The organism is Mesorhizobium sp. M1273, from assembly GCF_040318195.1.
Lineage (GTDB): Bacteria > Pseudomonadota > Alphaproteobacteria > Rhizobiales > Rhizobiaceae > Mesorhizobium.
Genome location: NZ_JAMYLV010000017.1, coordinates 70092 through 84144, shown reverse-complemented (window position 1 = coordinate 84144; position 14053 = coordinate 70092). Strand labels below are relative to the sequence as shown.

At 62.1% G+C, this 14053-nt stretch carries 15 protein-coding genes and 1 pseudogene; 5 read left to right on the top strand and 11 right to left on the bottom strand.

From position 1 onward, the window contains the following. Position 1 precedes the first annotated feature (1 nt). Together NKH30_RS19295 and NKH30_RS19290 are read left to right on the top strand one after the other, a co-directional pair. Entirely contained in the window at positions 2–226 is a 225-nt protein-coding gene (locus tag NKH30_RS19295) for a type II toxin-antitoxin system Phd/YefM family antitoxin (protein WP_352473643.1), read from the top strand. Next, positions 223–600, top strand: a complete 378-nt coding sequence (locus NKH30_RS19290) for a type II toxin-antitoxin system VapC family toxin (RefSeq protein ID WP_352542356.1) — start codon at positions 223–225, stop codon at positions 598–600. The genes NKH30_RS19295 and NKH30_RS19290 overlap by 4 nt, the downstream gene beginning before the upstream one ends. On the opposite strand, the pseudogene NKH30_RS19285 reads toward NKH30_RS19290, so the two are convergent. From NKH30_RS19285 to hmgA, 5 genes and pseudogenes are all read right to left on the bottom strand, one after another. Next, a pseudogene (locus NKH30_RS19285) lies at positions 601–1151 on the bottom strand (DinB family protein). 4 nt (positions 1152–1155) lie between these two features. Continuing rightward, positions 1156–1449, bottom strand: a complete 294-nt coding sequence (locus NKH30_RS19280; RefSeq protein WP_352774959.1) for a hypothetical protein — start codon at positions 1447–1449, stop codon at positions 1156–1158. Continuing rightward, complete coding sequence (locus NKH30_RS19275; protein ID WP_352996614.1) at positions 1446–2468, bottom strand: fumarylacetoacetate hydrolase family protein; 1023 nt, start codon at positions 2466–2468, stop codon at positions 1446–1448. Before NKH30_RS19275 ends, NKH30_RS19280 begins: the two co-directional genes overlap by 4 nt. 48 nt (positions 2469–2516) lie before the next feature. Further along, positions 2517–3416: an MBL fold metallo-hydrolase gene (locus NKH30_RS19270; RefSeq protein ID WP_352996612.1), complete on the bottom strand. Its 900-nt coding sequence runs from the start codon at positions 3414–3416 to the stop codon at positions 2517–2519. A 10-nt stretch (positions 3417–3426) separates the two neighbouring features. Beyond that, positions 3427–4740, bottom strand: coding sequence for a homogentisate 1,2-dioxygenase (gene hmgA / locus NKH30_RS19265; protein WP_352501450.1), 1314 nt, complete (start codon positions 4738–4740; stop codon positions 3427–3429). 154 nt (positions 4741–4894) lie between these two features. Between hmgA and NKH30_RS19260 the strand changes: the two genes are divergently transcribed. Next, entirely contained in the window at positions 4895–5332 is a 438-nt protein-coding gene (locus NKH30_RS19260; protein ID WP_352473669.1) for a MarR family winged helix-turn-helix transcriptional regulator, read from the top strand. Between the two features lie 30 nt (positions 5333–5362). On the opposite strand, the gene NKH30_RS19255 is transcribed toward NKH30_RS19260, so the two are convergent. Genes NKH30_RS19255 through NKH30_RS19245 form a run of 3 tightly spaced genes read right to left on the bottom strand, consistent with a single transcriptional unit; the run spans position 5363 to position 8275 of the window. Further along, complete coding sequence (locus NKH30_RS19255; protein WP_352473634.1) at positions 5363–5986, bottom strand: DUF4304 domain-containing protein; 624 nt, start codon at positions 5984–5986, stop codon at positions 5363–5365. Between the two features lie 18 nt (positions 5987–6004). Then, positions 6005–7039, bottom strand: a complete 1035-nt coding sequence (tdh, locus tag NKH30_RS19250) for an L-threonine 3-dehydrogenase (protein WP_352996610.1) — start codon at positions 7037–7039, stop codon at positions 6005–6007. A 48-nt stretch (positions 7040–7087) separates the two neighbouring features. After that, positions 7088–8275, bottom strand: coding sequence for a glycine C-acetyltransferase (locus NKH30_RS19245; protein WP_352996608.1), 1188 nt, complete (start codon positions 8273–8275; stop codon positions 7088–7090). 265 nt (positions 8276–8540) lie between these two features. Between NKH30_RS19245 and NKH30_RS19240 the strand changes: the two genes are divergently transcribed. Next, a complete protein-coding gene (locus NKH30_RS19240) occupies positions 8541–10655 on the top strand; it encodes a putative bifunctional diguanylate cyclase/phosphodiesterase (RefSeq protein WP_352996606.1) in 2115 nt (704 codons plus the stop codon). Here the strand turns inward: NKH30_RS19240 and NKH30_RS19235 are convergent. Continuing rightward, complete coding sequence (locus tag NKH30_RS19235) at positions 10627–10869, bottom strand: type II toxin-antitoxin system Phd/YefM family antitoxin (protein WP_352452273.1); 243 nt, start codon at positions 10867–10869, stop codon at positions 10627–10629. The two genes, NKH30_RS19240 and NKH30_RS19235, sit on opposite strands and share 29 nt — an antisense overlap. A gap of 20 nt (positions 10870–10889) precedes the next feature. Next, positions 10890–11318, bottom strand: a complete 429-nt coding sequence (locus NKH30_RS19230) for a MarR family winged helix-turn-helix transcriptional regulator (protein ID WP_023674397.1) — start codon at positions 11316–11318, stop codon at positions 10890–10892. 117 nt (positions 11319–11435) lie between these two features. Between NKH30_RS19230 and NKH30_RS19225 the strand changes: the two genes are divergently transcribed. Beyond that, the gene (locus NKH30_RS19225; RefSeq protein ID WP_023674396.1) at positions 11436–11843 is read left to right on the top strand and encodes a hypothetical protein; all 408 of its coding nucleotides are present in this window, start codon (positions 11436–11438) and stop codon (positions 11841–11843) included. 140 nt (positions 11844–11983) lie between these two features. Here the strand turns inward: NKH30_RS19225 and NKH30_RS19220 are convergent, their stop codons facing one another. After that, a complete protein-coding gene (locus NKH30_RS19220; protein ID WP_352996604.1) occupies positions 11984–14029 on the bottom strand; it encodes an oxidoreductase in 2046 nt (681 codons plus the stop codon). Positions 14030–14053: the final 24 nt, after the last annotated feature.

Sequence of the window (14053 nt, the reverse complement as noted above, 5' to 3'; positions counted from 1 at the left end):
CATGAATGTTTCAATTGCCGAAGCCAAGGCCAAATTGTCGGAACTCGTCAGCCGCGCGGAAGCCGGCGAGGAGATCGTGCTCACACGCCACGGCAAGGCGGCGGCGCGTATCGTACCTCCGGCAGTGGCCGAACCCCTGCCGCGTATAGGCGCGTTGAAGGGCAAGATCTGGATTGCGGACGATTTTGATGAACTCGGTCCCGAGTGGGATGAGTACGTGAAATGACGGTCGGCCCGTTTCTCGCCGACACACACATCATCCTCTGGTCGATTTCGGACGATCGACGTCTTAGCGAGCACCACCGCGTCATTCTGGCTTCGGAAGCGGTGGTGTTCGCGAGCGCGGCAAGCGTCTGGGAAATTGCCATCAAACGTTCGATCAGAAAACTTAATGCGCCGGACGATCTGCCAGCGCTGCTTCCAAGGATGCAATTTCAGCCGCTCGCCGTAACCTTCCAGCACGCGAACGCCGTCGGCGGCCTACCCCACCACCATGGTGATCCGTTCGACAGACTTCTGATTGCGCAGGCGCAAGTGGAGAACCTCACCATCCTGACATCCGACCCGCATTTCGCTCGTTACGATGTGGCTTTGGCATGATTATCCAAGCAGTTGGTCTCGCAAGCCCAGCCGCTCAACCTCCGCTTTCCTGAGTTTCAGATCATAGCCGAGCAAGAACTCGTCGAGTTGCGGCGGTTTCACCGAGGTGCCGGACTGCATCGCGTGCACCTGGCCGCGATGATGGATGTCGTGGATGAAGAGATGGGCGAGCAGATCGCCGATCCGTTCCGGTATCATGCCGTCCTCGCGCCGGTCGGTGAGAACGCGGCGCTCGAGATCGTCCGCCGACAGGCGGTCGCAAAAGGCGATCAGCCGCCGGTCGGCCTCTGTGCAACAAAAAGCGCCTTGGCATCATTGAACGGCACAAAATCGTCATGGGCGGCGGCGCCGACGCCGCCCTCTTCGAGAAAATCGAGATAGAGGTGATCGACCGCCAGGATGTGATTGAGCGTTGCCTTGATCGACGGAAAGAAGCTCGTCCGTTCGGCTTCGAATTCGCCGGGCTCAAACTGCAGCACGGCGCGGTAGAGCCGGTCGTTCGACCACAGATTGTTGGCTGCCATGCGCCGAAAATGGTTCAGCAGGTCCATGACTTCACGGCGCGACCCGGAATAGCGACACACCCGCCCATAGAAGCGCAAACCCAGCCAAAACAATCAGCAGCAGCCCGATCATGCGCCGCCGCATGGCTTGCGTTTCCTGGTCCAGCGCGACATTCGTGTTGGTGACGGTGTGAAACATCATCGCCTTGCGCGGAAAGCCGCTGCGGTTGGTCAGGCCGGGCGAGCGCGCCTCGATGCAATAGCTCAGGCGGATCGCCCGGATGAAGATCGCCAGCATGACAAGGGCCCAGACACCGCACAGCAGATAGAATGTCTCGCCCGTCATGCTCTTGCCCCCTCGTACCGCTCGACCTTCTGCTCGATGGCGCCGAAGATCGAATGCCCGCCCCTGTCCTTCATCTCGATGCGCACGCTATCGCCAAAGCGCAGGAACGGCGTTTTCGGTTCGCCGGCTTCGATGGTCTCGATCATGCGCAACTCGGCGATGCAAGAGTAGCCGGCGCCGCCCGCCGAGACAGGCTTGCCCGGCCCGCCGTCGAGCTTGTTGGAGACGGTGCCCGAACCGATAATGGTGCCGGCGGCCAGCGGCCGCGTTTTTGCGGCGTGAACAATCAGCGCCGGAAAGTCGAAGGTCATGTCGATGCCGGCGTTCGCCCGGCCGAACGGTTTGCCGTTGAGATCGACCAGCAGCGGCAGGCTGACCTTGCCGCCGTCCCAGGCATCGCCCAGCTCGTCCGGCGTCACCGCAACCGGCGAAAAGGCCGATGACGGTTTCGACTGGAAGAAACCGAACCCCTTGGCGAGTTCAGGTGCGGTGAGGCCGCGCAGCGTCACGTCGTTGACCAGCAAGACCAGCCGGATCGCCGCCCTCGCCTCGTCGAGGCTTGCGCCCATCGGCACATCGTCGATTATGACCGCGACCTCTCCTTCCATATCGATGCCCAAGGCCTCGTCGGCCATCCGGATCGGGTCGCGCGGTGCGAGAAAGGAGTCTGAGCCGCCCTGGTAGATCAGCGGGTCGGTCCAGAAGCTTGGCGGCATCTCGACGCCGCGCGCCTTTCGCACCAGTTCGACGTGGTTCACATAGGCCGAGCCGTCAGCCCATTGATAGGCCCGCGGCAGCGGCGAATGGGCGTCGTGCTCGTGAAAGCGGGCGGACGGCACCGCATTATTCTCCAGCGATTCGGCCATCGCAGCGAGATGCGGGGCGATGCGATGCCAGTCGTCGAGTGCGGCCTGCAGCGTGCGCACCAGGAACGAAGCATCGGTAAACCGCGTCAGGTCGCGCGAGACGACGACGAGCTTTCCATCGCGCGTCCCGTCCTTCAATGTGGCAAGCTTCATGCGGTTTCCTCTCCTGGCGCAGCTTTGGCGCTGCTTTGATTTTTTGTTCTACGCATGATCTCTTCCGAAAACCGGTTCCCACTTTTCGGGATCATGCTCCAGCCTCACAACAAGGCCGTCGCGGGCGATCGTCAAGTCGCCGGCCCATGTTTTCCTGACGGCGGCAATCCAGTCGGCCTCGCCGATCTCGGGATCGTCGGCCGGAATGAGGTGGTTGACGACTAGCCTTTTGACTTTGGCATCACTAGCAATGCGGCCCGCCTCTTCGGCAAAGCTATGGCTGGCAAGCAGGTGTTCCCTCAGCCTTGCGCCGTTGCCGGTCTTCGCGACCAGCCGCTCGATGCCTTCTTCCAGCATGGCCTCGTGGACCAGAATGTCGGCGCCCTCGGCGAAATCCGCCAATGGCGGAAAGAACGCCGTATCCGACGAAAAGACGATGCCTTGCCCCGCATGATCGAAGCGCAGCGCAAAGCAGTCCGTCACCGGCGGGTGGTCGACACGCAGCGCCGATATTTTGAGACCGCGCTCTTCGGCCACCTGGCCTTCACCAAATTCGACGATCGAGACCAGGTCGCGGAGATCCGGCCTGCCTTCATCGGCGATGCGGATCTCGATGTCGAACTCCATCGCCTGGCAAAAGCGCTGCCAATAATGGCCGATGCCGGGCGGGCCGAACAAAGTGACGGGCGCCGCCAGGCCGGCGGTCCAGGCGGTGTGGATGAGAGGTCCGAGTTCCAGAACATGGTCGGAGTGCAAATGCGTGATGAAGATCAGGTCGAGCGCCTTCAGGCTGATGCCGGCATCGGTCAGCCCGCGCGTTACGCCCAGCCCGCAATCGACGACGATGGTGCGGCCGCCAATCTCCAGCAGCGACGAACTCGGCCACGGGCCGCCCGGCCGCAGCGCCGGGCCACCCTTCGAACCCAGAAGCACCAGACGATCCGTCATACGACGGCGCTCAAGACCAGTCGCCCTCTGGCGTGCCGTTGAAGCGCTTCTTCAGGCCGGCCCAGCAGTCGATGTAATTGTCCTGCCGGGTTTCGAGCTCGGCGCCATAGCGGGTCACCATCTGCGGAAAGCGTGTCTCGAACATGAAGGCCATGGTGTTGTCGAGCTTGACCGGTTTCAGCTCCGCTCGCGAGGCTTTTTCGAAGCCAGACGCATCGGGTCCGTGAGCCAGCATCATGTTGTGCAGGCTGATGCCGCCGGGCACGAAGCCCTCTTCCTTGGCATCGTACTGACCATGAATCAGGCCCATGAACTCGCTCATGATGTTGCGGTGATACCAGGGCGGGCGGAAAGTGTTTTCCGCCACAAGCCAGCGCGGCGGGAAGATGACGAAATCGATATTGGCGGTGCCTTCCTCGCCGCTCGGCGCGGTCAGCACGGTGAAGATCGACGGATCGGGGTGGTCGAACAGGATTGCGCCGACCGGCGAAAAGGTCGCAAGATCATATTTGTAGGGCGAATAATTGCCGTGCCACGCCACCACATCCAGCGGCGAATGGTCGATTTCGGTGACATGGAACTGGCCACACCATTTCGCGATCAGCCGACAGGGCGTGTCCTTGTCCTCGAACCAGGCGCAGGGCGTCTTGAAATCGCGCGGATTGGCCAGGCAATTGGCGCCGATCGGGCCGCGATCCGGCAGCGTCAGCTTGGCGCCGTAATTTTCGCAGACATAGCCGCGCACTTGCGGATCGACCAGTTCGACCTTGAACACCAGGCCGCGCGGCAGCACGGCAATCTCGCCCGGCCTGAGTTCGATAACACCCATCTCGGTGACGAAGCGCAAGGCTCCAACCTGGGGCACGACCAGCAACTCGCCGTCGGCGTTGAAGAAATGATCGTCGACCATCGAGCGATTGGCGACATAGACGTGTGCCGCCATGCCGGTCTGGCCGAGCACGTCGCCGGCGGTGGTGATCGAGCGCATGCCGGCGATGAAATCGGTCGGTTCCTTCGGCATCGGCACGGGGCTCCAGCGATACTGGCCGAGTGCGAGCTGATGGTCGCCGACGTTCGGCGCGCTTTTCCAAAGCGGATAATTCGCCGCTTTGAAGCGACCGGTGTGCCTGACGCTCGGCCTTATCCGATAAAGCCAGGAGCGCTCATTGGTGCCGCGCGGCGCGGTGAAAGGAGAGCCCGAAAGCTGCTCGGCATAGAGGCCGTAGGCCGGCCGCTGCGGCGAGTTTCGGCCTTGCGGCAGCGAGCCCGGCAGAGTCTCGGTCTCGAAGTCGTTGCCGAAACCCGGCATGTAGGAATAGGCCATGGAATCCTCCCGAATTCATGGTCTCGGAGCATCGTTTGCGCATCCGCAAAGATGCTCCGAGTTGACCATACCGGTTTCATTTGTAACCATTGAAAATGTAACCATCAACGGTGATTTCGGCATGAGCCGCCAGCATGCCCAGTCAGGGCCAACCATGGAAATCCTCGAGCTGGAATCCTTCCTGCCTTACCGGCTCTATCGGCTTGCCGATGCCGTCAGCCGCGAATTCTCAAGGATATACAAGGACCGCCACGGCCTGACCCGGCCCGAATGGCGCACGCTTGCGGGACTTGGACAGCACGGCACGATGACGGCGACGGCGCTCGGCGAGCAATCGGCCATGCACAAGACCAAGGTTTCGCGCGCGGTCGCCGAACTCGAGCGGCGCCGCTGGCTGACCCGCACGCCAGACGAGAAAGACCGTCGCGTCGAGCATCTGACGCTGACCAAAGCGGGGCTTGCCGCCTATCGCGAAATGGTGCCGCTGGCGAAGGAGTTCGAGCGGGAGCTGCTGGAGAGGCTTGGTGCGGAAGAGCGGGCGGCGATTGTCAGTGGGGTAGCGGCGCTGGAGGCAAAACTCACAGTGGGTTGAAATCCTCCATGGGTTTGACCGTCGTAGAAATCAGATCGCTATTGCGGCAGGTAACGCTCCTAGACCGTAGTAGGCGCGTTCGGCTACAATGAAGCCTCTGACACGGCTTCGAAATGCTATCGGATCATCGATGTAGCCCAAGAGAAGCTGCGCCTGCGAAGCCGCATGTCTCTGAGCGCTTTCAAACAGCCGCCTTGCCGTTTCAAAATCACCAGCCAAACCGGCCGCCACCCCGGCGTGGAAGGCCGCCCACTCGCCGTAGGCGCCCGGCTGCAATTCATTCACGAGGATTGTCGCTGTCGCCTGCACGGAAGGGAACATTGATCGGTGAACCCGATCGATTTCGACGGCCTTCTTGGCCATTTGATCAACCGCGAGCAGAAACTGTGCCGGGCTCTCGAACGGAACGAACTGTCCAATGCGCTGAGGACGATCGAAGGTAACTGTTTCAGGGAGCGAACCCCAGAGCCAGTGGACTGCTACGTTAAGGTAAGTGCCTTTGGACCAAGAGCTGGGCTGGAACTCGACTACACTTAGCCAGAAGCCGCGATCGGCGATCCAGATTCGAGACTTCCCTTTGCGTTGAAATCCGGCGGGCTTCAGTCCGATCTTTGCCTGCGAGGCAATGATGCGACCGTGCTCACTATCCGCCATCTTGCACCGCTATATGCCTCACCAATCCATCACCACCTTGCCGGAATTGCCGCTCTTCATCGCTTCGAAGCCGGAAATATAGTCGTCGATGCCGATGCGGTGGGTGATCAGGCCGCTGACGTCGAGAGGACCCTGCACCAGCGCGATCATCTTGTACCAGGTCTCGAACATCTCGCGGCCGTAGATGCCTTTCAGATGCAGCATCTTGAAGATGACCTTGTTCCAGTCGATCTCGAAGCCGGTCGGCGCGATGCCGAGAATGGCGATCTTGCCGCCATTGTTCATGGTGTCGATCATGTCGCGGAAGGCAGGTGCGGCACCCGACATTTCGAGGCCGACGTCAAAACCCTCGGTCATGCCGAGCGCCGGCATGACGTCGCGCAGCTTTTCCTTCGACGCATCGACGACATGCTGGACGCCGAGCTTTTTCGCCAGTGCCAGGCGCACCGGGTTGATGTCGGTGATGACCACTTTTCGCGCGCCGACGCACTGCGCCACCAGTGCACCCATGATGCCGATCGGCCCGGCGCCGGTGACCAGCACGTCCTCGCCGACCAGATCGAAAGACAAGGCCGTGTGGACGGCATTGCCCAGGGGATCGAATATCGCGGCGATCTCTTCCGGCACATCGTCGGGGATGGGCACGACATTGTGCTGCGGGATCGCAAGGTATTCGCCAAAGGCGCCCGGCCGGTTGACGCCGACGCCGAGCGTGTTGCGGCACAGATGCCCCCTGCCCGCCCGGCAGTTGCGGCAATGGCCGCAGACGATATGGCCTTCTCCGGAAACCCGCTGGCCGAGTTTGTACTCGGTCACCGCCGTGCCGAAATCGGCGACGGTTCCGACGAATTCGTGGCCGGTTACCATCGGCACCGGCACGGTCTTTTGCGCCCACTGGTCCCAATTGTAGATGTGTACGTCGGTGCCGCAGATCGCCGTCTTCCTGATCTTGATCAGCACGTCGTTCGGACCGATTTCCGGCACCGGCACTTCTTCCATCCAGATGCCCGGCTCGGCCTTGGCTTTGACCAGCGCCTTCATCATGTTCGACATTCTTTTGTCCCCAGAACCTTAGTCGCTTGAATCTCTTGATCCGGCCGCTCAGGAAATCACGCCGAGTTCGCGACCGACTGCGGCGAACGCCTCAACTGCGCGGTCGATGTCGGCGCCGGAATGGGCGGCCGACATCTGCGTGCGAATGCGCGCCTGGCCTTTCGGCACCACCGGGAAGGAGAAGCCGATGACGTAGATGCCGCGCTTCAGCATCCGCGCCGCCATCTCCTGCGCCAGCGTCGCGTCGCCCAGCATCACCGGGATGATCGGATGATCGGCGCCGGCCAGTGTAAAGCCGAGCTTTCCCATCTCGGAGCGAAACCGCGCTGCATTGGCATATAGGCGCTGACGCAACGCATCGCCATTGCCGATCAGCTCGAAAACCCGGATCGAGGCGCCGGCGATCGCCGGCATCAGCGTGTTGGAAAACAGATAGGGGCGCGAGCGCTGGCGCAGCCAGTCGACTACCTGCTTCCTGCCCGAAGTGTAGCCGCCCGACGCGCCGCCCAACGCCTTGCCAAGCGTGCCGGTGATGATGTCCACCCTGCCCTCGACGCCGCAATGTTCGGCCGAGCCGCGGCCGTTCCTGCCGACGAAACCAACTGCATGGCTGTCGTCGACCATCACCATCGCATCGTATTTGTCGGCGAGGTCGCAGACGCCCTTCAGATTGGCGATGATGCCATCCATCGAGAACACGCCATCGGTGGCGATCAGCCGGAACCGGCAGTCGCTCGCCTCTTTCAACCGCGCCTCCAGATCGGCCATGTCGTTGTTGGCGTAGCGGAAGCGCTTTGCCTTCGACAGCCGTACCCCGTCGATGATCGAGGCGTGGTTCAGCGCATCGGAGATGACCGCATCCTCCTCGCCGAGCAGCGTCTCGAACAGGCCGCCATTGGCGTCGAAGCAGGAGCCGTAGAGGATGGTGTCCTCCATGCCGAGGAAGTCAGAAATGGTCGCCTCGAGCTGCTTGTGTTCTTCCTGCGTGCCGCAGATGAAGCGCACCGATGCCATGCCGTAGCCGTACCGGTCGAGCGCCTGCTTGGCCGCCTCGCGCAGTTCGGCGCTGTCGGCGAGGCCGAGATAATTGTTGGCGCAGAAATTCAGCACCTTCTCGCCGCCGACCTCGATCTCGGCCGATTGGGTCGAGGTTATCACCCGTTCGGATTTGTAAAGGCCGGCCGATTTCAGTCCTTCAAGCTCGCTGTCGATGTGGGAAAGGAATGCTTCGGTCATGATCAGGCCCTGTTGAGATCGATGAGGACTGTCGCGCCGCGCGGACGAAAAATCCATCGCAAAAGCGACCGCTTCGGTGGCGGCAATGGCACGGCAGAGGCCACGATGTTCAAATGCGGAGGCGCCGCGAAAGATTGCAATAACCACTTTGCGGGTTTCCCGCCACGGTCGCCGCCGCCGGCATGCTGCCGTCCCAAACCTGTTAACACTTTGAAGCCAAAGGTTGTCGCACAAGAATTCGTTGGCGAGAGGGCCGCCTCAGAAAATGTCACAGCAGCCGGTGCACGCCGTTTCGGGCAGGCTCATACTCCTGATCAAATCCGGCTACTGGCTGGCTCTGCTGATCATCGCCGCCATGGTCGTGGCCTCCTTCATCCTGCTGCAGCAGATGATGGCGGCCCAGCAGCACAACCAGGCACTGCTCGATGTGGTCAGCACACAAAAAGCCCTATCGCAGCGCATCGTCTTCCTTGCCGGCGCCACCGGTACCGCCTCACGCGACCAGCAGCCGGCCCTGGTTAGCGCGCTCAAGCAAGCGACGGTGGAGTTCGAGAAGAACTACGATCTGCTGCTCGAACGGACCGCCGCCGATCCGGCGTCGCCGGCAAGGTTCGATCCGAAATCGATCGAGAGCGTGCTTTTCGCCAAGCCGTACCATCTCGACTATTTCTCGGTCGGGCTTATCGCCAACGGCGAACGCCTGATCTCGTCATTCGAATCGCGGCTCAACATGGCCGGCAATGGTGGCTACAAAGGCGGAGAGGAGCGCGTCAACCTGAACGCTTCCGTTGCCAACGCAACATTGTCGGGCTATGCCGCACTTGGCCAGCGCATCAGCGCCTTTGCAGACCAGCGATCCGAAACACTTCTCGATCTTAACCGCACATTGTTCTACTCGACCATCGGCGTCATCGTGCTGGTGGCGCTTTTCATTTTCAGGCCAATGTCGAATGCTATCCTGCGCAGGACGCGCGAGCTGGTCGATGCGCGCAATTCCATGGCCTTTATCGCCGTGCATGACGGGCTGACCGGCCTGCACAACCGCACCTTCTTGACCGAGCATTTCGATACGCTGATCAATGCCGCGCAGCGACGGCGTGAACGGGTTGCCGTGGTGCAGTTCGATCTCGACCGGTTCAAGCAGATCAACGACACGTTCGGCCACGCCGCCGGCGATTATGTGCTGGTGGCGGCTGCGCAGCGCATGCGTGATTCGTGCCGTACGTCGGATCTCAACGTGCGGCTCGGCGGCGATGAATTTGTCATGATTCTCAACGGCGCCGGCAGCACCGAGGACATCGATACCGTCGCCCGGCGCATCCTGACCAAGCTCAACAAGCCGATCGTCTTTCGAGGCACGACAATCCATCCGGGCGTAAGTGCCGGGATTGCGGTCTACCCTGTCGACGCCGACAATGCGCAGGATCTGCTCGTCCATGCCGATCTGGCGCTGTATTCCGCCAAGAAGCAGGGCGGCGGCAGCTTGTCGTTCTTCTCCGAGGAGCTGAGGCACGAACTCGATTATCGCAAGCAGCTCGAGCTCGACATCAGGACCGCCATCTCGGAGAAGGCGTTCGAAGTCTATTTCCAGCCGCAAGTGTCGCTGTCGGACGGCGGCATCAGCGGCATCGAGGCTCTGGTTCGCTGGAGACATGCCGAGCGCGGCATGATCGCGCCGGGCGAGTTCATTCCGATCGCGGAAAAATGCGGTCTCATGCCCGAGATCGGCCGCATCGTCATTGCCAAGGCGATCGACGAAGCAGCCGAATGGAACCGCGCAGGCATCGCCTTCGGACGGATCGCCGTCAATGTATCCGGCTCGGAGCTGCGCGAGACAGATTTCGAAGTCTTCCTGTTCGACATGCTGGAGAGGGCTGGCCTGCCAGCGCACAAACTGTCGCTGGAGATCGTCGAATCCGTCATCCTCGACGACGAGAAGACCGGTATCGCGGCAAAGCTGCGGCACATTCGCGCCGCCGGCATCCATCTTGAGCTCGATGATTTCGGCACCGGCTACGCATCGCTCAGCCATGTCAATCCAAACGAGATCGATCGGCTCAAGATCGACCGCCGTTTCGTCCAGAACATCAACGAGAACAGCGGCAACACCAAGATCGTGCGTGCCCTCACCGAGCTCGCCCGCGGTCTCGGCATCTCGATCGTCGCCGAGGGCGCCGAAACCGAAGCCGAGCTCGACTCGCTGATGGCGATCGGCTGCGACCAGGTGCAAGGCTATTCCATCGCTTTCCCGATGCCGCCGGACAGCGTGCGCGAATGGCTGGTGGCGCGAACGCCCAAGAAGGCCAGGCTGACAGTGCTGCAGTGCTGCAGGGCTGCCGGGCGTAGATCCGTCATGGTTCGGACTTGCGAACCGACCTGATCTGCCGAGGCGGAAGGTCATCCTCATCACCGGGAAATCCTGCCAGCAATTGTCCAAAGCTGGGCACACGCGCCAGTCTTTCGTAGTCCTGAAACGACAAAATGACCGCCTGCTTGCGGCCGTGCCGGGTGATGATGGCCGGTTCTCCCGCGACGACCTGATCGAGCAGCGCCGAGAGTGTAGCCCCGGCATCCTTCAGCGAAATTTCGCGCATGGCGTTTCCTATCCTAATTTCTAACCCTCGACATTGGCCCGCAGCGCAGCCAGCACCTGTGCAAACTCCGCCAGCCTGTCGTCGGACAGTCCTTTCCGCAGCCGCTTGTCGAAGGCTAACGCGGCGGTGCGCAATTTCAGGAACAGCGCTTCTCCGGCTTGGGTCAGCTCCACCTGGTGAACCCGGCGGTTCTCGGGATCGCGGCGGCGCATCAGCAGGCCCTGCGTCTCCATGGCGTTGAGGTGGTGGGTCAGCGTTGCGCCCCGGATGCCGATCATGCCGGCGAGCTCGCGTTGGTTGGCCAGCTCCCGCGACTTGACCGACAGCAACGTGACCCAGACCGGCAGGGTGCCGCCTGCCTCGACCAAGGCAGCGTCGAAAGCCTGCGCAACCAGCTTGGCGGTGCGCGCGAGATTCATCCCGATCGGCGGGCGGTCAAAGGGCGTCATGATCCGACACTAGAACAAGGGCAAAGCCTATGGAACCGGCTCGAGCTTATGCGTTGACATCTAATCATTTGATATCTATCAATATGCCTAGCGGTGGGCAAGAGAGGAAATGCGGTCATGCAATATGTCTACATCATCGTCCTCGGCCTTCACGTCATGGCGGGCGTGTTCTGGGCCGGCACCACCATCGCGGTCGCCCGCGAACCGGAGATCAGGGCGGAACGTTTCTTCCGGCCGCAAATGGGCGCAGCCGGCGTGGTTTTCCTCACGGGCTTGCTGCTGTGGTATTTCTTCCACAACGGCTCTTTCGGCTCGATGGAGAAGGTCTTGGCGCTGGGCATCTTGACGGCGTTAATCGCCGCCGGGGTTCAGGGCGCGCTGGTGGGTTCCGCCAGCAGGCAGTTGGCCGGCGCTGATGCGGCGAAGCAAACCCAGTTGCGCGCCAAGATGACAAAAGGCGAACGCATCGCTGGCGGCCTGCTGGTCATCACTGTGTTCTGTATGGCCACCGCCAGGATGTTTTGAACGTCCTGCCGCAATCGCAAGATCGTACGGTGCCCGGCGATGGCCGGCGGCGTGCGCGGCGCGCAGACCGGACCAAAGTACCGTGGTGGCTCTCCGTACGGAGGTTCGGCTGCGCGCCACCAATCAATCCAAAATATTCCTCAGATCCGCAAGCCGAACCTGATGCCGTCATAGATGGCGGCATGGATGTTGCGCGAGGCTACTGCATCGCCGATGCGGAAGAGCACGAAACCACTCTGCGGATTGCGCACCGGAAAGATGTCGCCGCCATTGACCAGTTTTTCGTAATCGATCGCGCCGGCGTTCTTCGACAGCGGCTTCAGCGCCAGGTAGAGATCGTCGAGCGGCAGCGTGCCATGCTCGACCACCACCTGGTCGACCCGCCGCTCGCCGCGCCAGCCATCGGCGAAGTCGGAGGCGAGCTCGGCGATCAGCTGGTTGCCTTCGCGCCGCACAGAGCGTAGCCGTGTGTTGATGGTCACCGTGACCCCCTTTTCCTGGAAGGCACGCATATAGGGCACATGATTCATGCCGCCCATTTCCGGGGCGAAGAAGCGTTCGGGCGAAACCAGCTCAAGCCTGGCCCCGCTATTGGCGATCAGTTCGGCAGCACCCATGCCCTGATGGCCGCCATTGTCGTCATAGAGCAGCACGTTCTCGGCCGGCTTGATGCTGCCGGCCATGATATCCCAGCTCGAGGTGACGAGATTGTCGCCCGCCGTCAGCGGCGAGTTCTGCGGCAGCCCGCCGGTGGCGATCACCACCACGTCCGGCGACAGCGCCAGCACGTCGTCCTTCTCCGCCCAGTTGTCGTAGCGGATCTCGACGCCAAGCCGGTCGAGTTCGGCCAGCCGCCAGTCGATGATGCCGATCAATTCCTTGCGGCGCGGGTTTTGCGTTGCCAGCCGCACCTGGCCGCCGGCCTGGCTCGATGCTTCCAGCACCGTCACGTGGTGCCCGCGCTCGGCGGCGACGCGCGCTGCCTCCAGCCCGCCGGCGCCGGCGCCGACGACGACCACCTTCCGCTTCGGTCCCTCGGTTTTCGGAATAATATGCGGGATATCAGCCTCGCGGCCCGTCGCCGCATTGTGGATGCACAGCGCCTCGCCGCCCTCATAGATGCGGTCGAGGCAATAGGTGGCGCCGACGCAAGGGCGGATCTCGTGCTCGCGGCCCTCCATCACTTTTTTGACGATATGCGGGTCGGCAATGTGGGCGCGCGTCATGCCGACCATGTCCAGCTTGCCGGTGGCGATGGCGTGACGCGCGGTGGCGACGTCGGAAATCCGCGCCGCATGGAAGGTCGGGAATTTCGTCGCTGCCCTGATCTCGCCGGCAAAGTCGAGATGCGGCGACGACCGCATGCCGGTCACCGGGATGACCTTGGTCAGCGCCGCATCGGTCTCGATCGAGCCACGGATGATGTTGAGGAAATCGACCTTGCCGGAGCCGGCCAGCCGCCTGGCGATTTCGACGCCCTCCTGTTTCGACAGGCCTTTCTCGAAATCCTCGTCGGCGACCATGCGGATGCCGACGACGAACTTTTCGCCGACCGCGGCACGCACCGCGTCGAGCACCATTCCGGTGAAGCGCAGCCGGTTGTCGAGCGAGCCGCCGAAATCGTCGTCGCGCTGGTTGGTGGCCGGCGACCAGAAACCGTCCATCAGATGGCCGTAGGCTTCGAACTCGATGCCGTCGAGGCCGGCAGCCTGGCAGCGCTGCGCGGCCGCCGCATAGTCGGCTACGATGCGCTCGATATCCCAGTCCTCGATAGTCTTGGGAAAGGCGCGATGGGCCGGTTCGCGCACCGGCGAAGCCGACAGCACGGGCAGCCAGTCGGCCTTGTTCCAACCGGTGCGGCGGCCGAGATGGGTGATCTGTATCATCACCTTGCAATCGTGCTCGTGGCAGGCATCGGTAAGCTCGGCGAGCCACGGCACGATGCGGTCGTCATAGACATGCAGATTGCCAAAAGCGGCCGGGCTGTCGCGCGAGACGATCGCCGAACCGGCGGTCATGGTCAGCGCCATGCCGCCCTTGGCCTTTTCGGCATGGTAGAGCCGGTAGCGTTCCTTCGGCATGCCGTCCTCGGAATAGGCCGGCTCATGGCTGGTCGACATCACCCGGTTCTTCAGCATCAGATGCTTGAGCCGATAGGGCTGGAGGAGCGGGTCGTTGCTGGTCATCGTCTTCCTGCTGTTTCAAATTGT